This is a genomic window from Serinicoccus chungangensis, from assembly GCF_006337125.1.
Lineage (GTDB): Bacteria > Actinomycetota > Actinomycetes > Actinomycetales > Dermatophilaceae > Ornithinicoccus > Ornithinicoccus chungangensis.
In genome coordinates this window covers 2,257,599-2,281,661 of the sequence record NZ_CP040887.1, presented here as the reverse complement: position 1 = coordinate 2,281,661, position 24,063 = coordinate 2,257,599, and the positions used below count along the sequence as shown (strand labels likewise).

The following is a 24,063-nucleotide window of genomic DNA, read 5'->3' as shown; positions in this document are numbered from 1 at the left end:
CGCTCCGGACGCGCGATCCGGCCTGGCGTCAGTAGCCCTGCCCGTCCGCGCCGGCGACCTCCGACCCCGGCTCGGGGACGACCAGGGTGCCGGCCTCCTCGCGCTCCCGGGCCCCCTCCAGCAGCGCCGCCGTCGAGGACGTGCCGATGCGGGTGACGCCCTCGGCCACCATCGCCAGGAGGGTGTCGATGTCACGCACCCCGCCGGACGCCTTGACCTGCATGGTGTCCGGCACGTGCGCCCGCATGAGGCGCACGTCCGGCAGGGTGGCCCCGCCGCCGGCGAAACCGGTCGAGGTCTTGACGAAGTCGGCGCCGGCCTCCTGGCTCGCCCGGCAGGCAGCCTGCTTCTGCTCGTCGTCGAGCAGCGCGGTCTCGATGATGACCTTGACCAGGACGTCGGTGGCGTGGCCGACCTCGACGACCGCGGCGATGTCCTGCTTGACCGCGTCGAGGTCACCCCCGCGCAGCCGGCCGATGTTGAGCACCATGTCGAGCTCGGTCGCGCCGTCGGCCAGCGCCTGGCGCGCCTCGGCCACCTTGCCCGCGGTCGAGGTGGTCCCGTGCGGGAAGCCGATGACGGTGCAGACGCGGGTCCGGTGCCCGTCCACCGCGGCGAGCGCGAGCCGGACGTCCGAGGGACGCACGCAGACCGACCAGATCTCGTCGGCCGCGAGCTCGCGGCAGGCCTGCTCGACCTCCTCCGGGGTGAGCTCGGGCTTGAGCAGGGCGTGGTCGATGAGGTCGGCGACATCCTGCGTGGTCAGCGTGGTGCCAGGGGCGATCGTGTGCGACATACCCACCAGAATAGGATCTTCGTCATGCCGACGATGTTGCGGCCGGTCCGGGTGCCCGGGACCGGGGAGAAGCTGATCCAGGAGCTGGCCGGTGCTGCGAGCACGGGCCAGGACACCGTGTCCGTGGCGCGGATGACCGCGCCGGCCGGGTGGGACGAGCCCGGACAGCGGCCGGAGTTCGACGAGATCACCTACGTCCTCGCCGGCCACCTCCTGGTCGAGCACGAGGAGGGGCAGGTGGAGCTGGGTGCGGGGGAGTGCATCCTGACCCGCGCGGGGGAGTGGGTCCGTTACTCGGCCGGGCCGGGCGGTGCGGAGTACCTCGCGGTGTGCGCCCCCGCGTTCACCCTGGAGCGGGCGAACCGCGATGGGTGAGGCGCTCGGCACCGAGCAGGTCCGCCGGCTGCCCAAGGTGCTCCTGCACGACCACCTCGACGGGGGTGTGCGGCCCGCGACGGTGCTCGAGCTGGCCCGCGAGCAGGGGTATGCCGCGCTGCCGGCGGACGACGTGGAGTCGCTGTCGGCCTGGTTCGCGGCGTCCGCGGACAGCGGCTCCCTCGTGCGCTACCTCGAGACCTTCACCCACACCGTCGGGGTGATGCAGACGGCCGAGGCGCTGCGGCGGACGGCCCGGGAGTGCGTGCTCGACCTCGCCGCGGACGGCGTCGTCTACGCCGAGGTGAGGTATGCCCCGGAGCAGCACCTCGAGGGCGGCCTGGGCCTGGACGAGGTCGTCGAGGCGGTGAACGCCGGGTTCCGCGAGGGCGAGGAGGTCGTGGCGGCCGGCGACGCGGACGCCCCGGCCGGGCCGGTCCGGGTCCGTGCGATCCTCACCGCGATGCGGCACGCGGCGCGGAGCCGGGAGATCGCCGAGCTGGCGGTGCGGCACCGGGCCGAGGAGGTCTGCGGCTTCGACATCGCCGGGGCCGAGGACGGCTTCCCGCCCACCCGGCACCTGGGCGCCTTCGAGTTCCTGCGCCAGGAGAACGCCCACTTCACCATCCACGCCGGGGAGGCCTTCGGCCTCCCCAGCATCTGGGAGGCGATCCAGTGGTGCGGGGCCGAGCGGCTGGGCCACGGCATCCGGATCGTCGACGACATCCGGCTGGACGGTGCACCGGTCAGCGACGACCTCGCGGGTGCCATCGACCGGGCCCAGGAGGACCCGGGCGCCTTCGCGCTCGGTGAGCTCGCGGCCTACGTCCGCGACCGGCGCATCCCGCTGGAGATGTGCCCCAGCAGCAACGTCCAGACCGGCGCGGCGCCCTCGATCGCCGAGCACGCGATCCGGCTGCTCGACGCGCTGCGGTTCCGGGTGACCCTCAACACCGACAACCGGCTCATGAGCGCGACCTCGATGACCCGGGAGGCCCGGCTGCTCGTGGACCAGGCCGGGTGGGGGGTGCCGGAGCTGCGGCGGGTGACGGTGAACGCGATGAAGTCGGCCTTCCTGCCCTTCGACGAGCGGCTCGCGCTCATCGAGGACGTGCTCAAGCCGGCCTACGACGGCTGACCTCGCCGCAGCGACGGAGCCGGCTCAGCGGGCCTCGGGCAGCACCCGGGCCCGCAACCGGTCACCGCGCTCGAGCAGCTCCTCGTCGCGCTCACGGCGCCGCGCGAGCACGGTGGCCATGACCTGCTCCGGGGGAGCGCCGAGCGGTGGCGCCGGGGCGACGTAGCCGAGCAGCGCGGCATACAGCTCGCCACCGGTCCGGGCGCGCGCCGGTGGGGTCAGGCTGGAGGACCGGGCGAGGAACTGGCGGGTGGCCACCACGAGGGCGTCCGGGATGACGCCGATGTCGGCGCCCCGGACCCAGTCGGCGAGCGCGGGGTCCACCTGCGGCGGCTCGGGCAGCCGGAGCCGCACCCGGTCGTGCACGACGTACGTCCCGGCGAGGAAGTCGCCCAGGCGCTTGCCCTTCTCGTTGGTCATCGCGGTGATGAGCGCCACGCTGCCCACGGTCATCCAGATCTCGAAGGCGCCGACGAGGGCGCGGATCACCGCGTGCCGCAGGCCGATGGGCCCGGTGTCGTCGCGGACGGTGCGCAGGCCCATGACGAGCTTGCCGAGGGTGCGGCCGTGGGTGAGGGTCTCCAGGGTGATGGGGATGCCGGCCATCGCCAGCACCGTGAGGACGATGACGAACACCTGTCCCAGGGCGGCGTCCGCCTCGAAGAGGTCGCCCGGCACCAGCAGGACGAGCACGACGACGCCGGCCGCGACGAGGAGCAGGTCGATGAGGCCGGAGAGCATGCGGGTCGGCAGCGCCGCGGCGGGCAGCTCGACCTCGACCGCCTCGCTGGTGACGAAGCGCTGCGCCTCGAAGATGCCCCGGGTGGCCATGGGCCGCACTCTAGTCGGCGCCGCCCCGCCGATGACCTACGGTGGGCGGGTGGATCTCGATGCCCTGGTGGGGCGCCGGCGGGCGGCGTGGGAGCGGCTGGACCACCTCGCGCGCCGGCGTCGGCTGGACGGCGAGCAGGCCGACGAGCTCCTCGACGGATACCAGCGCGCCGCCACCGACCTGTCCATGGTGCGCTCGAGCGCGCCGGACGCCGGTGTGGTGACCCACCTGTCGACCCTGGTGGCGCGGGCCCGGGCACGCGCGGCCCGGGTGCCGACCGCGAGCTGGTCGGGCATCGGCCGGTTCTTCGCCGAGGACTTCCCGGCGGCGCTCTACCGGCTGCGCTGGTGGTGGGGCATCACCGCCCTGGCGAATGTCGTGGTGGGCCTCGTGCTCGGCTGGTGGCTGGTGCAGAACCCGGTCGTGGAGCAGTCCCTGCTCTCGCCGGAGGAGGTGACCGAGCTGGTCAACGTCAGCTTCGAGTCCTACTACACCGAGAACGCCGCGAGCAGCTTCTCCACCCTCGTGTGGGTCAACAACGCCTGGGTCGCCGCCCGCTGCATCGGCATGGGCGTGCTCGGCCTGCCGGTCATCTGGCTGCTGTGGCAGAACATCGCCAACGTCGCGGTCATCGGCTCGCTCATGCACCGGCACGGCCGCGGTGACGTCTTCTGGGGCCTCATCGCCCCGCACGGGCTCCTCGAGCTCATGGCGATCTTCGTGGCGGCCGGGGTGGGGCTGCGGCTGTGCTGGGCCTGGGTGGCGCCCGGGCGGCGGACGAGGCTGGCCAACCTGGCCGCCGAGGGCAGGACGGCGGCGGGCGTGGCGATCGGGCTGGTCTTCGTGCTGCTGGTCTCCGGTCTCATCGAGGGGTTCGTCACCCCCTCACCGCTGCCCACCTGGGCCCGGGTCGGGATCGGTGCCCTCGCGCTCGCCCTCTTCTTCGCCTACGTCTTCACCCTGGGTCGGCGCGCGGTGCGCCGCGGCGTCAGCGGAGACGTCGGGGAGGACCTGCAGGCGGCCACGGCGCCGACGGCCGGCTGACCGCTAGAGCAGACCCTGCGCCTTGAGGGCGAGGTAGTGGTCGGCCAGCGCGACCGACAGCTGGTCAGGGGGCTCGTCGAGGACGGTCACCCCCAGCTGGGCGAGGGCCGTGGCGGTGCGGTGCCGGAGGGCCTCGGTGCGCTCGGCCGCCGCGGCCGCGTAGGCGTCCTCGACGCCGTCGGCGCGGCTGCGCAGCTCGTGCAGCGCCGGGTCGGCGACGGAGGCGACCACGACCCGGTGGTGCGCGGTGAGGGAGGGCAGGACGGGCAGCAGCCCCTCCTCGAGGGCCGCGGGCTCCAGCGGGGTGAGGAGCACCACGAGGGCGCGGCGCCGGGTCAGCGTCGTCACCGCACCGGCCAGCATCGGCCAGTCCGCCTCCAGCAGGGCAGGCTCCAGCGGTGCCAGGGCCGTCACCAGCTGGTGCAGCAGCCCGGACCGGCCCGCGGTGGTGCCCGACCCCACCCGCGCGCGCACGGCGCGGTCGCCGGCCACGAGGTCCACGCGGTCGCCGGCGCGGGAGGCGAGCGCGGCCAGCAGGAGGGCGGCGTCCATCGCGGCGTCCAGGCGCGGCTCGTCCCCGACCCGGGCCGCGCTGGTCCTGGCGGTGTCGAGCACCAGGACGACCCGGCGGTCGCGCTCGGGCTGCCACGTGCGCACCACCACGTGCTGACGACGGGCCGTGGCCCGCCAGTCGATGGACCGGACGTCGTCCCCCTCGACGTAGTCGCGCAAGGAGTCGAACTCGGTGCCCTGCCCGCGGGTCCGCACTGCGGACCGCCCGTCGAGCTGGCGCAGCTGGGCGAGCTTGGCGGGGAGGTGGCGCCGGGAGCGGAACGGCGGCAGCGAGCGCACGGCACCGGGCACGAGCACGGTGCCCTGACGCCCGGCCAGCCCCATCGGCCCGTGGGTGCGCACGGTGACCCCGACGGCGGGCCGGTCCCCCCGCCGGGTCGGTCTCAGGGTCGTGACCACCCGGCGCCGCTCACCGGGCGGCAGGTCCAGCGCGTGCCGCGTGGGCTCCTGCGCCCCTGCCGAGGGCACCCAGGCGTCCCGCAGCACGCCGCGGACCCGACGACGCCCGCGGTTGGTGACGAGCAGCGTCGTCGTGGTCTCCTCCCGCAGCCGGACCTGCGCCACCGGGGGGCGGTGCAGCTCCAGGGCGGCGGGCCGGGGCGCAGCGACCGCGTCGACCACGACGAGCGCGACGACGGCGACGAGCCACCCGGCGGCCACCAGCCCGGCGCCGGCCGGCCACAGGAGGACCGGCAGCAGGCCGAGCAGGGCCAGTGCCACGACGGGGCCACGGACGATCATCGCGCGGGGCGGCTCAGCGGGGGACCGGGACGCTGGAGAGCACGGACTCCAGGACCGAGTCGCCCGTCACGCCCTCGAGCTCGGCCTCGGGACGCAGGGCCACGCGGTGCCCGAGCGTCGCCCGGGCCAGCGCCTTGACGTCGTCCGGCGTGACGAAGCCACGGCCGGACAGCCAGGCCCACGCCCGCGCGGTGCTCATGAGGGCGGTCGCGCCGCGGGGGCTGACGCCGAGCTGCAGGGAGGGGGCCTCGCGGGTCGCGCGGGCCAGGTCGACGACATACCCCACGACCTCGGGGGAGACCTGCACGGTCCGGACCGCGGCGGACGCGGCCTGCAGGTCCTGCGGCGAGGCGACGGCGCGCACCCCGGCGGCGGCGAGGTCGCGGGGGTCGAAGCCCGCGGCGTGCCGCTCGAGCACCTGGACCTCGTCCTCGCGCGGGGGCAGCGGGAGGGTGACCTTCATGAGGAACCGGTCCAGCTGCGCCTCCGGGAGGGGGTAGGTCCCCTCGTACTCGACCGGGTTCTGGGTCGCGGCGACGAGGAACGGCGTGGGCAACGCCCGGGAGGCGCCGTCCACGGTCACCTGCCGCTCCTCCATCGCCTCGAGCAGCGCGGACTGCGTCTTCGGCGGCGTGCGGTTGATCTCGTCGGCCAGCAGCAGGTTGGTGAAGACCGGGCCGGGGCGGAACGCGAACTCGCCGCGGCCGCTGTCGTAGATCATCGAGCCGGTGACGTCACCGGGCATGAGGTCGGGGGTGAACTGCACGCGCTTCGTGTCGATCGACAGCGCCGTCGCCAGGGTGCGGACGAGCAGCGTCTTGGCGACGCCGGGGACTCCCTCGAGCAGGATGTGCCCGCGGGCCAGGAGCGCGACGATGAGCCCCGACACGGCCTGGTCCTGGCCCACGACGGCCTTGGCGACCTCGGTCCGCACGGCGTGCAGGGCCGCGCGGGCGGCCTCCGCCTCCGGCGTCTCCACGGCGCGGTCGGGGTCGTCGTGGCCGGGGGGTGGCTGCTCGGTCATCGTGTCCTCTCGGCGGGGCTGGTGCCGGGGCGCTGCGCTGCGGAGCCCCCCGGGTCAGGGTAGTCGGTGGGGTAGGTGCCGACCGGTCGGCCCGGGCGTCGCAGCTCGTCCTCCAGGGCATGGACCTCGCGCACCAGCGCGACCAGGGCGGCGTCGTCGGTGGCGGTGCCGGGATCCAGCAGCAGGCGGCGGACCTCGTCGACGGGGCGCCCGCCGACCCGGCTGACGACCTCGGCGAGCCGGTCGGCCCCGACCGTGGTCGGCAGACCCAGGAGCGGGGCCAGCCGGCGGCGGGCCCCGGACTGGACGGCGCGAGCGGCGTGCCGGCTGTCGTGGGCCTGGTGGTAGAGCCGGGCCCGGCTCAGGGTGGTCTCGGTCGACCGGACGACGGCGGGCAGGGGCTCGGCCACCACGGCGCCGAGGCGGCGGCCCCGCCAGAGGGCGAGGGCCAGCACCGCTGCGCCGACGACCCAGAGCGCGGGGGTGAGGGTGCGGGGGAGCACGTCCCACAGCGAGCCGGTCGCCTCCAGCCCGAGGTCGGAGGGCTGCGGCTGCACCCAGACCAGGCGGTCGCTGCCGCCCAGCAGGCGCAGCGCGACCGCCGCGTTGGCGCCCTCGGTGATCCGGGCGTTGGTCCACGTGGGGCCGATGCCCGCGAGGACGGTGCGTGGCCGCGTCTCGTCCTGCTCGAGCACGAGCACGGCCCCCTCGCGCGCCCCGCCGAGGTTGTGCCCGGCGCCGGGCGGGAAGCACGCCGTGGTCGCGGGCCGGTCCTGCGACCCGGCGGCCAGCAGGACGTCCCAGCCGACCAGCTCGTCCCCCTCCCGCGCGAACGGCGCGGTGCAGTCGGCGGCGACGGGTATGCCCGCCCCCCAGGACTCCTCGACGTCCAGCCCCAGCGAGGCACCGACCCCGCCCGTGCCGTCGGCCAGCACGACCAGCTGGTCGAGGTCCGCGAGGTCCGCCACGAGCTCCGGCCCCGTATCGGGGCCGAGGTAGCGGGTGTGGGGGAGCAGGACGGTGGTGCCCGGGCCGAGCGAGGACGGGTCCAGGCCCGCGGTGCCGGCGACGAGCTCGACCTCCACCCCCTCCTGGCGGAGCACCTCGGCCAGCGCCTGGGCGCCGTCCGGGCCGTTGTTGGCCGGGCTGAGCGGCTCGCCCGAGCGCGGACTGCTGAGCAGGGCCGCCACCACGGCCACGACCAGGACGAGCAGCACCCACGGCGCCCACCGGCGCACGGCTCTCACGAGGGGACCGCCGACTCGGGGTGCCTCTCGCCGGGAAGCCCGGGGCGGGCGGCGTCGAGCGCGGCGTCGAGGTCGACCACGGCGCGGGCGCGCTCGAGGTCGACCCGGTGGCCCCCGTAGCGCACGGCGTCGAAGGTGTCCCCGGCGCGCCGCAGCTGCCCGGCGTGGGCGGCGAAGACCTGCCCGAGCTCGACCGCGACCTCGTGGGCGGTGCGGCCGGGACGGTCCTCCAGCAGGGTGCGCTCGGTCGCGCCGGCCGCGATGGCCCGGTAGGCCTCCAGCGCGGCCTCGTCGGCCCGCCCCGCCTGCAGCGCGGCGCGCGCGGCGAGGCGGTAGTCCGCCGCGGACCGGCGCGTGCCGTCCAGCACCGCCCCCGCCGTCCCGGCGGGGGCGAGCCGGCCGGTCCGCCACCGGTCGCGCGTGACGAAGAGCGCGACGGCGAGCACGGCGGCACCGACCGCGGCCAGGACGACCCACGTCGTCCACGGGGGTAGGGGTCCCAGGGCGGCCGGGTCCGGCAGGCGGTCGCCGACCCAGCGCCACAGCCGGAGCCACCACGGGTCCTCCAGCCGGTAGTCGCCGGAGTCGAGCTCGTCCTGGAGCCACCGCCGTGCCTCGTCACGGTCCGGGTCCACGGCGCCCTGGGCGGGCGCCACGGGGATCAGGGTGCGCAGGGCGTGCGGAGGCATACGGGTGCGGCCGACCGGTCTCAGCGGGACCGGGTCGCGGCACGCTCCTGGGCGGCCCCGACGAGCGAGACGTCCAGACCTTCGCGCCGGATCCGCTGGTCGAGGTAGAGCAGGGCGGTCACGCCGGCGGTGAAGGGGATGGTCAGCGCACCGACCACCAGCTGCAGCGCGTGGTCGGTGAGCACCGTCACCGGGCTGAGCGGTGAGGTGACGACCTCGGGGCCGGCGAGGGCGGAGACCACGGCCACGACGGGCAGCTGGACGATTGCGGCGAGGATCCCGGTGACGAGCCCCGCCAGCAGCGTGATGCCGACGACGCGCCAGCCCTGCGCGCCGCGGGTGAGGGCCCAGGCACGGGCGATCCCGCGCCACGGCCCCACCCGCTCGAGCACGACCGGTGCCGGGGCGAGGCTCAGCCGGCAGCCGGCCCACACCAGGACGACCACGAAGGCGACGGAGAGGAGGACGGCCAGCACGACGGCCACGGCCGACTCGCCCAGACCGAGCACGAGGCCGACGACGGCCGCGACGAGGGCGCCCAGGGAGAGCGTGAAGAGCACGCCGAGGAGGATCACCGTGCCCACGAGGGCGAGCAGGCGGCCCCGGACCGCGCTCCAGGTCGAGGCCAGGCTCGCCCGGTCACCGAGGACGGCCTCGCCGACGACGTGCACGATCATGCCGGTGAGCGCGATCGAGGCCAGGGAGCTGAGCAGCCCGCCCACGACGAGCAGGATGAGCTCGGCCCCCAGCTGGTCCACCGAGGAGACCGACCGGGTCGCGAGCAGGGTCAGCAGCAACGAGGGCACGAGCACCAGGGAGAGCACGAGCAGCCCCATGCCGATCGTCGCCTCGGGGTTGCGCCGCATGGTCTGCAGCGACCCGCCGAACATGTCGCCGAGGGTGAGCGGCCGCAGGGGCACGACGCCGGGCTGGTGCAGACGGGTGAGCTGCTCGGGGGGCAGCTGCTGCCACCGCACGGGCCCGGCGGCGTCCTGCGGCTGCGGTCGGCCCCCGGGAGGCTGCTGCCACCCGGGCGGCGGCCCGCCCACGGCCTGACCCGGCGGGGCCTGGGGGATGGGCGGGGGAGCCGACGAGGGGTCGCCGCGGCCGGGGTCACCGGGCGGCGGCCCGAAGGGTGGGTGGGTCATCCCCCTGCTCCTCGATCGATGGACGTCCGCGGACCGGACGACGCGGTCAGCCCCCGGGCGAGGACCTGCGCCTCGCGCGCGGTCATGGCGCGCGCGCCGAGCTCCTCCTGGGCCGCCACGATACCCGGCTCGGCCCGCCGCAGGACGTGGCCGCGCCGCCAGAGGGTGAGCGGTGGCTTGCGGCGTTCGGCCAGGTCACGGGCCAGCCGGCGGCTGAACGTGAGCCAGGGCCGGTTGCGGATGCACCAGGCGTCGGCCAGCAGCCCGCGCGAGCGCAGCCCGGGCGTGGTGTGGGCGGCGAAGATCCCTTCGGCCACGACGACGGTATGCCGCCCTCGGCTCACCTCGTGCGTCCCGCTGACGGCCGAGCGGCTGATGTCGTAGACCGGCATGTGGGCCGTGCCCGACCGGCACAGCTGCTCGAGCGCCGCCAGCGCGGCGTCGAGGTCCCACGAGTCGACGTGGTCCCAGTCGGGCAGGCCCAACGGGCTCATGGGCAGGTCCGGGTCCGTGTGCTCGCGGTAGAAGTCGTCCAGCTGCACCACCGGCCAGCCGTGGGCGGTGTGCAGGTGCAGGGCCAGCCTGGACTTGCCGGCGCCGCTGGGGCCGGCGAGCACGAGGACACGGGCGGGGGCGGGAGCCGGGTCCATGGGGGGAGATTCTAGGTCGCGGGCCGGCCGGCGCAGCAAGGCCCTCCGCTCAGAGCAGCACCGCGAGCAGCGCCAGGACGACCGCGACCGACAGCGCCGCGATCGCGCTCCGGGCCGGGGTGCTCGTCACCCCGGTGGCTCCCGCGTCGAGCTGACCGCCGTCGAGCCGCCAGCGCTGCAGCGCCCGCTGGGCCTCGTCGGCGACGGTCTGGGCGGTGGTGCCCCCGTCACCGCGCCGCCGGGTGGTGCCGGCGTAGTCGTCCAGCCGCGTCGGGCGGGTCCGCTCGCGCTTCGCCGGGACCGCCCAGGCGCTGTGCCGGCGACCGTCGGTGTCGTGCAGCTCCAGCGCCCACTGGTGGGTGATCTCGTCGACCGCGGCGAAGGGCACCGCGGTGTCCTGGACGACATTGACGAGCAGCACGCCGTCCTCGTGGAGCACGGCGCGCGGACGCAGGAAGAGGACCCACGCGGCGACGGCGACCCCGACGACGAGAGCGACGGCGCCCAGCGCCCCGTCCCGGTGGCCGGAGAGCAGGTCCCAGACGGTGAGCCCCGCCAGGACGCCCGCGCAGCCCACCATCACCCAGCCCAGCACCCGGGCGGGCAGGGCCCGGTAGGTGCCCAGCACCTCGCCGTGCAGGGTGGCGTCCGCCGTCGCCATGGGTGCTCCCTCCTCGTCCTCCGGGTCCCGGGCGGGACTCGGCCCGTTCAGACCTCGGTCAGCTGCTGCATGCTCTCGCGCACCTGCTGCAGCCTCCGCCCCGCCTCGTCGCGGGCCTGCGCCAGACCCGCCGGGTCCTCGACCCCGACGACGGCCTCGAGGTAGACCTTGAGCTTGGGCTCGGTGCCGCTCGGGCGCACCACGACCCGGGTGTCGTCGGCGAGCAGGAAGCGCAGACCGTCGGTCGGGGGCAGCCCGTCGACCCCGTCGGCGAGGTCGTCGGTCCGCTCGACGGCGACCCCGCCCAGCTCCTGCGGGGGCTCGTCGCGCAGCCGCGCCATCACCGGAGGGATCTGCGCGAGGTCGCTGACGCGCACGGAGAAGGCGTCCGTCTGGTGGACGCCGTGGCGGACGGCCAGCTCGTCCAGGAGGTCTGTGAGGGTCTGCCCGCGCGACTTGAGCGTCGCCGCCAGCTCGGCCGCCATGAGGGCCGCCGTCACCCCGTCCTTGTCCGGCACCGAGGCCGGGTCCACGCAGTAGCCGAGGGCCTCCTCGTAGCCGTAGACGAGCCCCGGCACGCGACCGATCCACTTGAAGCCGGTGAGCGTCTCGGCCGGCTCCAGCCCGGCCTCGCGCGCCATCGCGCCGAGCAGGCGCGAGGAGACGATGGAGCGGGCCAGCACGCGGCGCTCGCCGCCGGCCCGGCCGCGGTCGATGACGTGCTGACCGAGCAGCGCGCCGACCTCGTCACCGCGCAGCATCCGCCACCCGGGGCCGTCCTGGACCGCGAGCGCGCACCGGTCGGCGTCCGGGTCGTTGGCGATGACCAGGTCGGGACGGACCTGGCCGGCCAGCTCGAGGGCGGCGTCGATGGCACCGGACTCCTCGGGGTTGGGGAAGGGCACCGTGGGGAACTCCGGGTCCGGCTCGGACTGGCTCGGGACCGGCGCCGGCGCGGGGAACCCTGCTCGCTCGAAGGCCCGGCGGACGACCTCGGAACCCACCCCGTGCAGGGCGGTGTGGACGATGGTCAGGTCGCGCGGGCTGTCGGGGTCGAGCACGGCGACCGCCCGGTCGAGGTAGGCCTCGAGCACCTCCTCGTCCAGCGTCTCCCAGCCGTCCTGCGCGAGCGGGACCCCGGCGACGCTCTCGACCGCGTGGATCTGGGCGGCGATGTCGGCGTCCGCGGGCGGGACGATCTGCGAGCCGTCCCCGAGGTAGACCTTGTAGCCGTTGTCCTGGGGTGGGTTGTGGCTGGCGGTGACCATGACCCCGGCGTCCGCACCCAGGTGCCGGATGGCGAAGGCCAGCACCGGCGTGGGCAGCGGGTGGGGCAGCACCATCGCCCGGCCCCCGGCCGCGGTGACGACGGCCGCGGTGTCGCGGGCGAAGACGTCGGAGTTGTGCCGGGCGTCGAAGCCGATGACGACCGCCGGGCCGGGGGTGGCGTCGCCGGCGGCCTCGAGCTGCGCGCGCAGGTATGCCGTCAGCCCGGCGGCGGTGCGGATGACCACCGCGCGGTTCATCCGGTGGGGGCCCGCCCCCAGCTCGCCGCGCAGGCCGGCCGTGCCGAACTCGAGGAAGGCGGCGAACCGGTCGGCCAGGTCGGCCCGCGCCCGCTCGTCGCCGGCCGACACGGCCTCGAGGACGTCCTCGAGCTCGGCCCTCGTCGCCGGGTCAGGGTCGTCCTCCAACCAGGCCCGGGCGGTGGTCACCAGGTCGTCTGTCTCGCTCACGGTCACTCCTCAGATGCGCTCGACGATCCGGGCCAGCAGCTCGCCGCAGCGCTGGGCCGCGGCGGCCCCGGCGTCGATGACCTCCTGGTGGTCCAGCGGGGCCTCGCTGATGCCGGCCGCCGCGTTGGTGACGAGGGAGACGCCGAGCACCTCGAGCCCTGCCTGCCGGGCGGCGATCGCCTCGAGGGCGGTCGACATACCGACGAGGTCGCCGCCCAGCACCTTGGCCATCTGGACCTCGGCGGGCGTCTCGTAGTGCGGCCCGGGGAACTGCACGTAGACGCCCTCGTCCAGGTCGGGGTCGACCTCGCGGGCGAGGTCCCGCAGCCGTCGGGAGTAGAGGTCCGTGAGGTCCACGAAGTTCGCCCCCTCGACGGGGGAGGTGGCCGTCAGGTTGAGGTGGTCGCTGATGAGCACCGGCGTCCCGGGTGCCCACTCCGGCCGCAGCCCGCCGCAGCCGTTGGTGAGCACGATGGTGGAGCACCCGGCGGCGGCGGCGGTGCGCACGGCGTGCACCACCGAGCGCACCCCCTTGCCCTCGTAGAAGTGGGTGCGGGTGCCGTAGACCAGGGCCCGCCGGCCGCTGCTCAGCGGGATGGACCGCATCGTGCCCGAGTGCCCGGCCACGGCGGCGGCGGCGAAACCGGGGACGTCGGCGTGGTCGACCTCGGCGTCGGCGCTGCCGAGCGCGTCCGCCGCCGGCTTCCACCCGCTGCCCAGCACGAGGGCGATGTCGTGCCGGTCCGCGCCGGTCCGCTCGGCGATGACGTCGGCCGCGGCAGCCGCCACCTGCAGGGGGTCGGTGGCGGGGTCGTCGAGGTCGGGAGGAGCACCAGTAGTCATCGGCTCAGGGTAGCGATGGTTTGATGGTCACGTGAGTGCCGCCAACAAGTCCGTGGTCGTCATCGGGGGAGGTCCCGGTGGCTACGAGGCTGCCCTGGCCGCCGCCCAGCTCGGCTCGGAGGTCACGGTCGTCGAGCGCTCCGGCCTGGGTGGCGCCGCGGTGCTCACCGACTGCGTCCCCAGCAAGGCGCTCATCGCCACCGCCGACTTCATGGACCGCTTCAGCGCGGCCAAGCGCATCGGGGTCCACTTCGACGGCGCGCAGGTGCCCGGCGACCAGGGCGTGACCGCGCACATCGCCGACGTCAACAGCCGCATCATGGAGCTGGCCCAGGCGCAGAGCCGGGACATCGGCGAGCGGCTGGAGTCGGCCGGCGTCGAGGTCATCCAGGGCGCGGGCAGTCTCCTGGGCGCGGGCCGGGTGCAGGTGCTCGAGGGCGTCGCGGACGTCGACTCCGGGGAGGAGCCGGCCCCGCACGACGAGGACTGCGACCACGAGCACGCCCGTCGGGAGCTGGAGGCCGACGTCATCCTCGTCTCGACCGGGGCACGCCCCCGGGTGCTGGACTCCGCGCAGCCGGACGGGGAGCGGATCCTCACCTGGCAGCAGATCTGGAACCTCGCCGAGCTGCCCGAGCACCTCGTCGTCATCGGCTCCGGCGTCACCGGCGCCGAGCTGGCCCACGCCTACCTCGGGCTGGGGTGCCGGGTGACCCTCATCTCCTCGCGCGACCGGGTGCTCCCGGGCGAGGACGCCGACGCCGCCAACGTCGTGGAGGAGGTCTTCCGTCGCCGCGGCATGACGGTGCTCAACCGCTCCCGGGCCGGCGCGGTCCGCCGGGAGGGCGAGGGGGTCGTCGTCACCCTCGAGGACGGCCGGGAGGTGGAGGGCAGCCACGCGCTGCTCGCCGTCGGGTCGATCCCCAACACCACGGACATGGGGCTGGAGGAGGCCGGGGTGAGGCTGAGCCGCTCGGGCCACGTCGAGGTCGACCGGGTCTCCCGCACCAGCGCCGCGGGGGTGTATGCCGCGGGGGACTGCACCGGGGTCTTCCCGCTGGCCTCCATCGCGGCCATGCAGGGCCGGATCGCGGTCGCGCACTCCCTGGGCGACGCGGTGGCCCCGCTGTCCCTGGGCAAGGTCAGCTCCAACATCTTCACCGACCCCGAGATCGCGACGGTCGGCGTGAGCCAGGCCGACGTCGACGAGGGGCGGGTGGACGCGCGGGCGGTCATGCTGCCCCTGACGAAGAACCCGCGGGCCAAGATGCAGAACCTCCAGGACGGCTTCGTCAAGCTCTTCGCCCGCAGCGGCAGCGCCACCATCGTCGGTGGCGTGGTCGTCGCGCCCCGGGCCAGCGAGCTCATCTTCCCCATCGCGCTCGCGGTGGCGAACCGGCTCAACGTGGACCAGTTCTCCGCGACCTTCACGGTCTACCCCTCGATGAGCGGCTCGCTGTCCGAGGCCGCCCGCCAGCTGCACGAGATCGCCGACTGACCCGCCCCGGGACCGAGGCCCCCGCACCGCTGCCGGACACCGGTCCCTGCACCGTTTCTGGACATACGTTTCTGGGGAGGGGGCCCCACAAACCTATGTCCAGAAGCTCCGGTGGGGCAGGGTCGCAGAGGACCGGGCCGGACGAGCAGGACCGGGCCGGACCAGCAGGACCGGGCCGGAGTGACCTCTAGTCGGTGAGCTCGCAGATGACGGCGCCCGTGGTGACGGTGTCGCCGACGGCCGCGGACAGCCCGCTCACCGTGCCGGCCTTGTGCGCCTTGATCGGCTGCTCCATCTTCATCGCCTCGAGCACCACGACGACGTCGCCCTCGGCCAGGGACTGGCCGTCCTCGACGGCGATCTTGACGATGGTCCCCTGCATGGGGGCCGTCACGGCGTCGCCGGACACGGCCGCGCCGCCGCCCCCGCCGCGCGAGCGCTTGGGGGCCTTCTTGCGGCCGCCGGCCGCCGCGCCACCCCCGCCGCCGAGGGCAAGCCCGGCGGGCAGGGAGACCTCCAGGCGCTGGCCGCCGACCTCGACGACCACGGTCTGCCGCTCGGTCTCCTCCGGGGCGTCCGCGGTCGGGCCGGAGTAGGGCTCGATCTGGTTGTCGAAGTCGGTCTCGATCCACCGCGTGTGCACGGTGAAGGGCGCCTCGGGGTCCTCCGGGGCGAAGGCGGGGTCGGAGACGACGGCGCGGTGGAAGGCGAGCACGGTCGGCATACCCTCCAGCTCGAACTCCGCGAGCGCCCGGCGCGACCGCTCCAGGGCCTGCTGCCGGGTCCGCCCGGTGACGATGAGCTTGGCGAGCATCGAGTCGAAGGCGCCGGCCACGGTGTCGCCCTCGACGACGCCGGAGTCGAGGCGCACCCCCGGGCCCGACGGCGGGCGGAAGACCGTCGCCGTGCCGGGTGCGGGCAGGAAGTCGCGACCGGCGTCCTCGGCGTTGAGCCGGAACTCGAAGGAGTGCGCCACCGGCGCGGGGTCGTCGTAGCCCAGCTCCTCGCCGTCCGCGATCCGGAACTGCTCGCGGACGAGGTCCACCCCGGTGACCTCCTCGGTCACCGGGTGCTCGACCTGCAGCCGGGTGTTGACCTCGAGGAAGGAGATGTCCCCCTCGGGGCCGACGAGGAACTCGCAGGTGCCGGCACCGACGTAGCCGGCTTTCTGGAGGATCGCCTTGCTCGCCCGGACCAGCTCCGCGTGCTGCTCCGTCGTCAGGAACGGTGCCGGGGCCTCCTCGACGAGCTTCTGGTTGCGGCGCTGCAGCGAGCAGTCCCGCGTGGAGACGACGACGACGTTGCCGTGCTGGTCGGCCAGGCACTGGGTCTCGACGTGGCGGGGCCGGTCGAGGAAGCGCTCGACGAAGCACTCGCCGCGCCCGAAGGCGGTGACCGCCTCCCGGACCGCCGAGTCGAAGAGGTCGGGGATCTCCTCCATCGTGCGGGCGACCTTGAGCCCGCGGCCGCCGCCGCCGTAGGCCGCCTTGATGGCGACCGGAAGCCCGTGCTCCTCGGCGAAGGCCACGACCTCCTCGGGTCCCTCGACGGGGTCGGTGGTCCCGGGGACCAGAGGTGCCTCGGCCTCCAGCGCGATGTGCCGGGCCTTGACCTTGTCGCCGAGCGCGTCGATGGCCTCGGGGGAGGGGCCGATCCAGGTGAGCCCGGCGTCCATGACGGCCTGGGCGAAGGAGGCGTTCTCGGCGAGGAAGCCGTAGCCGGGGTGCACCGCGTCCGCCCCCGCCTGCCGGGCGACGTCGAGCAGCTTGTCCTGCACCAGGTAGGACTCGCCGGGGGTCGTGCCGCCCAGGGAGTACGCCTCGTCGGCGACCTTGACGTGCAGCGCGTCGCGGTCGGGGTCGGCGTAGACCGCGACGGAGCCCAGGCCTGCGTCGGTGCAGGCGCGGGCGATGCGCACGGCGATCTCGCCCCGGTTGGCAATGAGGACCTTGCTGATCGGCATGGGGGTCACCCTAGCCGCAGAGGTATGCCGTTCGCGGCCAGGCGGCACGGCCCCGTCGCTGCTCCCGCGGGAGGCTCGAGCGGGTCAGGACAGGCGGGCGACGTCCTCCGCGCAACGCTGCTCCAGCTCGTCGAGCTCGCGCAGGCTGTCTTCGATGTCGCGACGCCGACGCTCCAGGTCCGCGCGGCGGTCGCCGATCTGGGACAGCAGGTAGCGCAGCTGGCCGACCTCCCCGGGCTGGTCGTCGTACATGTCGAGGATCGTGGCGATCTCCTCGAGCGAGAAGCCGAGCCGCCGGCCGCGCAGGATGAGCGCGAGGCGCGTCCGCTCCCGACGGTGGTAGATGCGGCGCTGGCCCTCGCGGTCGGGCGCGAGCAGCCCCAGGTGCTCGTAGTGCCGCAACGCCCGGTGGGTGACGTCGTAGTCGTCGGCCATCTGGGCGATCGTCCACGTCGGCGTGGTCTCGGTCACGATGCTTGTCCTAACGTCAAGGTCGTTGCGCCCATCCTGCTTGACCTTGGCGTCAACGTCAAGCAGGATGGTGAGGACGTCGGCGGGAGTCCCCGTCGCCACCGTCGAGGCGAGCAAGGATGCGGACACCGATGTTCGAACTGACCGAGGACCACGAGGAGTTCCGCGGCCTGGTCCGCGAGTTCGCCGAGGGCGAGATCGCCCCCCACGTCGCCCGGTGGGACCAGGACTCCCACTTCCCGGAGGAGCTCGTCCCGCAGATGGGCGAGCTCGGGTTGTTCGGCCTCAACGCCCCGGAGGAGTTCGGCGGCGCGGGCACCGAGCACGGCGGGTTCACCTACACGTGCCTGGCGATCGAGGAGCTGGGCCGCATCGACCAGTCGATCGGCATCACCCTGTCCGCCGGCGTCGGCCTCGGCATCAACCCGATCCTGTCCTTCGGCACCCAGGAGCAGAAGGAGGCCTACCTCCCGGACCTGCTGGCCGGTCGCGCGCTGGCCGGCTTCGGCCTCACCGAGCCGGACGCGGGCTCCGACGCCGGCGCGAGCCGCACCCGGGCCACGCTCGAGGACGGGCAGTGGGTCGTGGACGGCTCCAAGGCCTTCATCACCAACTCCGGGACCAGCATCACCTCGGTCGTCACGGTCACCGCCAAGACCGGCGAGACCGCCGACGGGCGACCCGAGATCAGCGCGATCATGATCCCGGCCGGGACCGACGGTTTCGTCGTCGAGCCGGCCTACCGCAAGCTCGGCTGGCACATCTCGGACACTCACGGGCTCACCTTCGAGGGCTGCCGGGTGCCCGAGGACAACCTGCTCGGCGAGCGCGGGCAGGGCTTCCGGCAGTTCCTCAAGACGCTGGACGACGGCCGCGTCGCGATCTCCGCCCTCGCCGTCGGCTGCGCCCAGCGGATGCTGGAGGAGTGCACGGCCTACAGCCAGGAGCGGCAGGCCTTCGGGCGGCCCATCGCGGTCAACCAGGGCGTGTCCTTCCAGATCTCCGACCTGGCCGTCATGGTCGAGGCCGCCCGGCTGCTCACCTACAAGGCCGCCTGGCTCAAGGACGAGCAGGAGGCCGGCCGCCGCGGGGTGGCCGAGGTCAAGCAGGCCGCCGCGATCGCCAAGCTCTACTCCACCGAGGCCGCGGTCAGCGCCACCCGGATCGCCACCCAGGTCTTCGGCGGCAACGGCTTCATGGAGGAGTACCCCGTCGCCCGGTTCTACCGCGACGCCAAGATCCTGGAGATCGGCGAGGGGACCTCCGAGGTCCAGCGCATGGTCATCGCCCGCGGCCTGGGCCTGCCCGCCCGCTGAGCCCGGACGCCCCTCGCCGGACGCCAGCACAGAAGAGGACGGACGTTGATGAGCAGCAGCGCGGCCGACACCCCCGGGGACCCTCGGGTCGCCGACCTCCGAGACCGGCTGGGCGCGGCATACCGTGCCTCGGCGGAGCCGAGCGAGCGGGCCCGCGCCAAGCTGGACTCCCAGGACAAGCTCTACGTGCGGGAGCGCATCGCCCTGCTCTTCGACGAGGGCACCTTCGTCGAGGACGGCCGGTATGCCAACGCGACCGCGGGCACGCTGCCGGCGGACGGCGTCGTCACCGGTCGCGGGGAGGTCGACGGGCGCGCGGCGATCGTCGTCGCGAACGACCCGACGGTCAAGGCCGGGTCGTGGGGCGCGCGCACCGTCGAGAAGATCATCCGGGCGACCGAGGCGGCGCTGCGCGAGGAGCTGCCGATCTTCTGGTTCGTGGACTCGGCCGGCGCCCGCATCACCGACCAGGTCGACCTCTTCCCGGGCCGGCGCGGCGCCGGGCGGATCTTCCACAACCAGGTCGCGCTCTCCGGCAAGGTGCCGCAGATCTGCTGCCTCTTCGGGCCGAGCGCGGCCGGCGGTGCCTACATCCCCAGCTTCACCGACCTCATCATCATGGTCGAGGGCAACGCGTCGATGTACCTCGGCAGCCCGCGGATGGCCGAGATGGTCGTGGGGGAGAAGGTCTCGCTGGAGGAGATGGGCGGGGCGCGGATGCACTGCACCGTCTCGGGGGTCGGAGACCTGCTCGCCGCCGACGACACCGAGGCGATCGAGCTCGCCCGGCACTTCTTCTCCTACCTGCCCGAGTCGTGGCGCGCCCCCGTCCCCGCCTACGAGGCCGAGGAGCCCGCGCGGCCGCTGGAGCGGCATACTGTGCCCGAGGCCGAGTCGGTGCCCTTCGACGTGCACGACGTCATCGACGGGCTGGTCGACGACGACAGCTTCTTCGAGGTCAAGCCGCTGTTCGCCGCCGAGCTCGTGGTCGGCCTGGGGAGGGTCGACGGGCAGACCGTGGGCATCGTGGCCAACAACTCGGCGGTCAAGGGCGGCGTCCTCTTCACCGACTCCGCCGACAAGGCCGCGCGCTTCATCTGGCTGTGCGACGCCTACGGCATCCCGCTGCTCTACCTCGCCGACGTGCCCGGCTTCATGATCGGCTCCGAGGTCGAGCGCGGCGGGATCATCCGGCACGGCGCCAAGATGGTGTCGGCGGTGTCCGAGGCCACGGTGCCGCAGCTGTGCATCGTGCTGCGCAAGGCGTACGGCGCGGGCCTCTACGCCATGGGCGGGCCGGGCTTCGGTCCCGAGGCGACCATCGCCCTCCCCACGGCCCGGATCGCGGTCATGGGCCCCGAGGCCGCGGTCAACGCGGTCTACGCCAACAAGATCGCCGAGATCGAGGACCCTCAGGAGCGGCAGGACTTCATCGACGCCCGCCGCGCCGAGTACCTCGAGGATGTCGACCTGGAGCGGCTCGCCTCAGACCTCGTCATCGACGCGATCACCGAGCCCGAGGACCTGCGCGCCGAGGTCGTGCACCGCCTCCGGTATGCCGCCCGCCGGGACCGGCACTTCTCCACCCGCCACCGCAGCATCCCCCCGGTCTGATGTCCATCGGTCGTGGGCCCGCCGCCACCGCGTGGGCGCTGGCAGGGGCGGGCACGCTGGCGGTGCTGGGCGGCGTCCTCCTGTGGCTCAGCACGCCCCGGAGCTTCGGGTGGTTCGCCTACCAGGAGATCGAGCCGAGCTTCCCGGTCCAGTGGCAGGAGATCGTCGGGCCGATCGCCATATGCCTCGGCGCGACGCTGCTCACCGTCGGCAGCTACCTCCTGGGTCGCCAGCGCTCCCGGAGGTCATGAGCAGCAATACTTCACACATATGCTAAGTATGAGGTAGCGTGCCGTCATGGACATCGTGGACGCGGCGGCCGGCGCCATCGCCAGTGAGCCTCGTCGCCGGGTGGTCGAGCGCCTGGCCGACGGGCCCGCCACCGTCAGCGCGTTGGCCGAGCTGCTGCAGGTCAGTGTCCCCGCGGTGATGCGTCACCTCGACCGTCTCGAGGAGGGCGGGCTCGTCCGGCGCACGAAGTCCGGCCGGGTCGTCACCGTGGAGCTGGTGCCGGGGAGCCTGGACCCGCTGGTGACCTGGGCCATGCAGCACCGCCTCTTCTGGGGCAACCAGCTGGACCGCATGGTCGATCACCTCACAGCTGAGACGGACGGGAGCGACTCATGAGCAGCAGCACCATCACGGTCACCCGGCACGTGCCCGTCGACGGTCACCGTGCCTTCCAGGCGTGGATGGACCCGGCTGAGCTGTCCAGGTGGTGGTGGCCGCAGTGGTCGGACACGACCTACGAGATCGACCCGCGGCCGGGCGGACGGCTGAGCATCATGGCCAGGGCCGTCGGCGTGGGGGTGGAGGGGGTCTTCCTCGAGCACGACCCCCCGCACCGCTTCGTCATGACCTGGACGTGGGTCGACGACCCGGAGGAGGGCGCTCCGGCGGACACGGCGGTGGACACGGCGGTGGACACGGCGGTGGACACGGCGGTGGACACGGCGGTGGACACGGTGGAGGTGACGTTCGTGCCGGTCGACGGCGGCACCGAGGTGACGGTGCGGCATACCTCGACGGAGCACGAGCCGGACGGTGGCGCCGAGCAGGGGTGGAACGACGTGCTCGACCGGCTCCCGTCCTCCCTGTCCCCCTGAGGACTGTTCGGGTGCCGCGGTGCGGCAGGACGCGTCGTCTAGCATGACGGGCATGCCGCTGAGGTCCCTGGTCCCCGCGTCGTGGCAGCAGTCCTGGCGCAAGCGCGAGGTGCTCGACACCTATGTCTTCCCGGTCCAGGGCCCCGGACCGAGGGCTGACGGCTCCCGGACGCTCGAGGACGCGACCGAGGCCGTCCTGGACCAGATGCGGCGCGACTACCCCGACGACCTCAACGAGCGCAAGCACCGGCTGCTCGTGGAGCGGCTGCAGCACCCCGCGGACCGCACCCTCGTCATCCGGGACGAGGACGGCGAGCCGTGCGGCTACTGCCACCTCACCTACGGCGACACCGAGAACGCCCGGATCCACCTGCGGCTGCGGGTGTCGCCGCGCGAGGCGTACTTCTGGGACGACCACGTCTTCGTCGCCCACCGGCGGCGCGGGCTGCACGCCTTCTCCATCGCTCGACGGCTGGAGATCCTCGCCGACGAGGGCAAGGTGCGGGGGGTCACGATGATCTCCCGGAAGAACCGGGCGTCCCGCGCCTCCTACGCCGCGTTCGGGGCCCGGCGCACCCGGCAGCACGTCTTCCTCAAGGACCACCGGCGGACCCTGACGCTGCCGACCTGGGTGGAGATCCCCGCCCGATGATCGAGACGTCGATCTGCCGGACGACCGAGGACCTCGCCGCACTGCGCGCGGAGTGGGAGGCGCTGGAGCGGCCGGGGGAGTCCTACTACACGAGCCACCGCTTCGTCTCCGCCTGGTGGGAGAGCTACCGGCACGCCCCGGGCTACCGGCTGCACGTGGTGCTGGTGCGCCAGGAGGGCCAGCTCGTCGGGGTGGGGCCGTTCGCCCTGCGCCCGGAGAAGCGGGAGGGGGAGCCGGTGACCGTCCTGCGCTGGGCCAGCCACGGCGACTACCTGTCCGTCCTCCACGCCCACGGTCCGTCGGTCGCAAACCCGCAGACGGTCTCCGGCCACGTCCTCGCCGAGCTGGACCGGGTCGTCGCGGACGACGAGGCGCAGGTGGTGCAGCTGACCGGCATACCCTCGGAGTCGGCCTTCGCGTGGCACGTCCGCACCTCCCAGGACCACCACCGCCGGCTCGCCTTCCTCATCGAGAACCCCTGGATCGACCTGCGCGAACCCTGGTCGGCGCCGTCGCACACCGGCAAGTACCTCCGCAAGCTGCAGCGGGAGCACGACGTCCACCTGCACACCTTCACCGGCGACGAGCACGGCATCCTCGACCGCATCGCCGAGGTGCACCGCGCCGAGAAGAACCACCTCGTCGAGACCCACGCGCGCTCCGAGCGCCACTCGCTCTACGACGACGACCGGCGGACCGAGCACATCCGTCAGGTGTTCACCACGACCGACGACGCGCTGACCTTCGCGTTCCTCGACGGCGAGGACCCGGCGACCGGTCGCGTGCTGGCCTACCGCACCGTCTTCCGGGACGGTCGCCGGCTGCTGTCCTGGAACAGCGCCTACCGGCCCGAGTTCGAGCGCTACCGGATGGGCAAGGTGCTCCAGCTGGCGATCCTCGAGCACGTCACCGAGCACGACCTGGCCGACGAGTTCGACCTCGGGGCGGGGAAGTACCCCTGGAAGTTCGAGTGGACCCCGCACCAGCGCCCCACCTACCGCTACCTGCTCAAGCCGCCCCGGCCCCCGGCGGCGAGGCCGGCGTCGGCGCCGACGAAGGCCGAGCCGGTGTCGCCCACGAAGGCGCCGCCGTCGTCGTCGTCCCCCGCAGCCCCCGCTCCCGCAGGGGGCACGGCCCGGCCCGCTCCCGCCACCGCCCGGACCGACGGCGGCCAGCCGCGCTGGCGCCGGGCGGTGCGCCGCGGGGTCCGCGCCACCATCGCCCGGATGCCCGAGCCCGCCGCGCAGCAGGCCAAGCGGGTCGCGCGCACGCGGAGGCTGACCCGGGCCGTGACCGTCTGGTACGTCCCGCACCCGGACGACGAGTCCATCTTCATGGGGGGTGCCATCGCCTCCGAACCGGACCGCCGGCACGTCATCGTGCTGCTCACGCCCGGGGAGGGGTCGCAGGCGATCCACAGCCTGAGGCGGCGGCTCGGCCGCGACATCGGGCTGGACGAGTTCGTCGCGGCGCGCGACCGCGAGTTCAGCGCCGCGGTCGCCCGGCTGGGGGTCGACCGTCGCGACGTGCACCGCGTGGGCCTGCCCGACGGCGGCATCACCGAGGACTCGGTCCTCGCGGTCGTCCGGCGGCACGCCCGGCGCCACCCCGGAGCCGCGCACCGGACGATGAGCTATCTCGACCCGCACACCGACCACGCCACGGCCGGGCGCGCGCTGCGTCGCGCCCACCGGCTCGGCCTGGTCGGCGACGCGAAGTTCTTCCTCCCCGTGCCGCAGGTCGTCGACGAGCGGGCCGAGCGGCTCGTCCTCGACGAGCGGGCTCGGGCGGTCAAGAAGGCCGCGCTCGCGGAGTACCGCCTCTTCGAGCCGGACCAGGGGCGGTATGCCATCGGCCGGCGCAGCGTGAGCGAGCTCGTCACCTACCACCACCGCACCCCCGAGGAGCGGGTGCACGGGCCCGAGCTGGACTGAGCGCCGGGGCAC

Annotated in this window: 24 protein-coding genes; 11 read left to right on the top strand and 13 right to left on the bottom strand. The window is 74.3% G+C overall.

Going from position 1 to position 24,063, the window contains the following annotated elements; all coding sequences use genetic code 11:
* Positions 1-28 precede the first annotated feature (28 nt).
* Entirely contained in the window at positions 29-796 is a 768-nt protein-coding gene (deoC, locus tag FHD63_RS10390; RefSeq protein ID WP_139722004.1) for a deoxyribose-phosphate aldolase, read from the bottom strand.
* A 24-nt stretch (positions 797-820) separates the two neighbouring features.
* Here deoC and FHD63_RS10385 point away from each other — a divergent pair, with 24 nt between their 5' ends.
* Positions 821-1,171: a cupin domain-containing protein gene (locus FHD63_RS10385; protein ID WP_139722003.1), complete on the top strand. Its 351-nt coding sequence runs from the start codon at positions 821-823 to the stop codon at positions 1,169-1,171.
* Positions 1,164-2,309, top strand: a complete 1,146-nt coding sequence (locus FHD63_RS10380) for an adenosine deaminase (RefSeq protein ID WP_139722002.1) — start codon at positions 1,164-1,166, stop codon at positions 2,307-2,309. The genes FHD63_RS10385 and FHD63_RS10380 overlap by 8 nt, the downstream gene beginning before the upstream one ends.
* Positions 2,310-2,333: 24 nt before the next feature.
* On the opposite strand, the gene FHD63_RS10375 is transcribed toward FHD63_RS10380, so the two are convergent.
* Positions 2,334-3,140, bottom strand: coding sequence for an RDD family protein (locus tag FHD63_RS10375; protein ID WP_139722001.1), 807 nt, complete (start codon positions 3,138-3,140; stop codon positions 2,334-2,336).
* Positions 3,141-3,189: 49 nt separating this feature from the next.
* Between FHD63_RS10375 and FHD63_RS10370 the strand changes: the two genes are divergently transcribed.
* The gene (locus tag FHD63_RS10370) at positions 3,190-4,185 is read left to right on the top strand and encodes a stage II sporulation protein M (protein ID WP_139722000.1); all 996 of its coding nucleotides are present in this window, start codon (positions 3,190-3,192) and stop codon (positions 4,183-4,185) included.
* A gap of 3 nt (positions 4,186-4,188) precedes the next feature.
* On the opposite strand, the gene FHD63_RS10365 is transcribed toward FHD63_RS10370, so the two are convergent.
* Genes FHD63_RS10365 through FHD63_RS10325 form a run of 9 tightly spaced genes read right to left on the bottom strand, consistent with a single transcriptional unit; the run spans position 4,189 to position 13,497 of the window.
* Positions 4,189-5,499: a DUF58 domain-containing protein gene (locus tag FHD63_RS10365; RefSeq protein ID WP_139721999.1), complete on the bottom strand. Its 1,311-nt coding sequence runs from the start codon at positions 5,497-5,499 to the stop codon at positions 4,189-4,191.
* 13 nt (positions 5,500-5,512) lie between these two features.
* The gene (locus tag FHD63_RS10360; protein WP_139721998.1) at positions 5,513-6,523 is read right to left on the bottom strand and encodes an AAA family ATPase; all 1,011 of its coding nucleotides are present in this window, start codon (positions 6,521-6,523) and stop codon (positions 5,513-5,515) included.
* Positions 6,520-7,770 carry a DUF4350 domain-containing protein gene (locus FHD63_RS10355; RefSeq protein WP_139721997.1) on the bottom strand — a complete coding sequence of 417 codons (1,251 nt, stop codon included), beginning with the start codon at positions 7,768-7,770 and terminating at the stop codon, positions 6,520-6,522. Before FHD63_RS10355 ends, FHD63_RS10360 begins: the two co-directional genes overlap by 4 nt.
* Positions 7,767-8,426 (bottom strand): DUF4129 domain-containing protein, encoded by a 660-nt coding sequence (locus FHD63_RS10350; protein ID WP_139721996.1) that lies wholly within the window; start codon positions 8,424-8,426, stop codon positions 7,767-7,769. Before FHD63_RS10350 ends, FHD63_RS10355 begins: the two co-directional genes overlap by 4 nt.
* Positions 8,427-8,479: 53 nt before the next feature.
* Positions 8,480-9,607: a DUF7847 domain-containing protein gene (locus tag FHD63_RS10345; RefSeq protein ID WP_139721995.1), complete on the bottom strand. Its 1,128-nt coding sequence runs from the start codon at positions 9,605-9,607 to the stop codon at positions 8,480-8,482.
* Entirely contained in the window at positions 9,604-10,257 is a 654-nt protein-coding gene (locus FHD63_RS10340) for a uridine kinase family protein (RefSeq protein ID WP_139721994.1), read from the bottom strand. Before FHD63_RS10340 ends, FHD63_RS10345 begins: the two co-directional genes overlap by 4 nt.
* Positions 10,258-10,306: 49 nt before the next feature.
* Entirely contained in the window at positions 10,307-10,918 is a 612-nt protein-coding gene (locus FHD63_RS10335) for a hypothetical protein (RefSeq protein ID WP_139721993.1), read from the bottom strand.
* Between the two features lie 47 nt (positions 10,919-10,965).
* The gene (locus FHD63_RS10330; protein WP_139721992.1) at positions 10,966-12,654 is read right to left on the bottom strand and encodes a phospho-sugar mutase; all 1,689 of its coding nucleotides are present in this window, start codon (positions 12,652-12,654) and stop codon (positions 10,966-10,968) included.
* 9 nt (positions 12,655-12,663) lie between these two features.
* Positions 12,664-13,497 (bottom strand): purine-nucleoside phosphorylase, encoded by an 834-nt coding sequence (locus FHD63_RS10325; protein WP_139721991.1) that lies wholly within the window; start codon positions 13,495-13,497, stop codon positions 12,664-12,666.
* 31 nt (positions 13,498-13,528) lie between these two features.
* On the opposite strand from FHD63_RS10325, the gene FHD63_RS10320 reads away from it, so the two are divergent.
* Positions 13,529-14,995, top strand: a complete 1,467-nt coding sequence (locus FHD63_RS10320; RefSeq protein ID WP_139721990.1) for an NAD(P)H-quinone dehydrogenase — start codon at positions 13,529-13,531, stop codon at positions 14,993-14,995.
* Between the two features lie 187 nt (positions 14,996-15,182).
* Here the strand turns inward: FHD63_RS10320 and FHD63_RS10315 are convergent, their stop codons facing one another.
* Both FHD63_RS10315 and FHD63_RS10310 read right to left on the bottom strand, forming a co-directional pair.
* On the bottom strand, positions 15,183-16,958 hold the full coding sequence (locus FHD63_RS10315) for an acetyl/propionyl/methylcrotonyl-CoA carboxylase subunit alpha (protein ID WP_139721989.1): 1,776 nt from the start codon (positions 16,956-16,958) through the stop codon (positions 15,183-15,185).
* 84 nt (positions 16,959-17,042) lie between these two features.
* Entirely contained in the window at positions 17,043-17,429 is a 387-nt protein-coding gene (locus FHD63_RS10310; protein WP_139721988.1) for a MerR family transcriptional regulator, read from the bottom strand.
* Positions 17,430-17,560: 131 nt separating this feature from the next.
* Here FHD63_RS10310 and FHD63_RS10305 point away from each other — a divergent pair, with 131 nt between their 5' ends.
* Genes FHD63_RS10305 through FHD63_RS10275 form a run of 7 tightly spaced genes read left to right on the top strand, consistent with a single transcriptional unit; the run spans position 17,561 to position 24,051 of the window.
* Positions 17,561-18,745, top strand: a complete 1,185-nt coding sequence (locus FHD63_RS10305; protein ID WP_139721987.1) for an acyl-CoA dehydrogenase family protein — start codon at positions 17,561-17,563, stop codon at positions 18,743-18,745.
* Between the two features lie 48 nt (positions 18,746-18,793).
* Entirely contained in the window at positions 18,794-20,359 is a 1,566-nt protein-coding gene (locus tag FHD63_RS10300; RefSeq protein ID WP_139721986.1) for an acyl-CoA carboxylase subunit beta, read from the top strand.
* Entirely contained in the window at positions 20,359-20,610 is a 252-nt protein-coding gene (locus FHD63_RS10295) for a hypothetical protein (RefSeq protein WP_139721985.1), read from the top strand. Before FHD63_RS10300 ends, FHD63_RS10295 begins: the two co-directional genes overlap by 1 nt.
* A 46-nt stretch (positions 20,611-20,656) precedes the next feature.
* Entirely contained in the window at positions 20,657-20,986 is a 330-nt protein-coding gene (locus FHD63_RS10290) for an ArsR/SmtB family transcription factor (RefSeq protein ID WP_139721984.1), read from the top strand.
* Positions 20,983-21,465: an SRPBCC family protein gene (locus FHD63_RS10285; protein ID WP_139721983.1), complete on the top strand. Its 483-nt coding sequence runs from the start codon at positions 20,983-20,985 to the stop codon at positions 21,463-21,465. The genes FHD63_RS10290 and FHD63_RS10285 overlap by 4 nt, the downstream gene beginning before the upstream one ends.
* Positions 21,466-21,517: 52 nt before the next feature.
* A complete protein-coding gene (locus tag FHD63_RS10280) occupies positions 21,518-22,117 on the top strand; it encodes a GNAT family N-acetyltransferase (RefSeq protein WP_139721982.1) in 600 nt (199 codons plus the stop codon).
* Positions 22,114-24,051, top strand: a complete 1,938-nt coding sequence (locus FHD63_RS10275; RefSeq protein WP_139721981.1) for a GNAT family N-acetyltransferase — start codon at positions 22,114-22,116, stop codon at positions 24,049-24,051. Before FHD63_RS10280 ends, FHD63_RS10275 begins: the two co-directional genes overlap by 4 nt.
* The last annotated feature ends 12 nt before the right edge of the window (positions 24,052-24,063 follow it).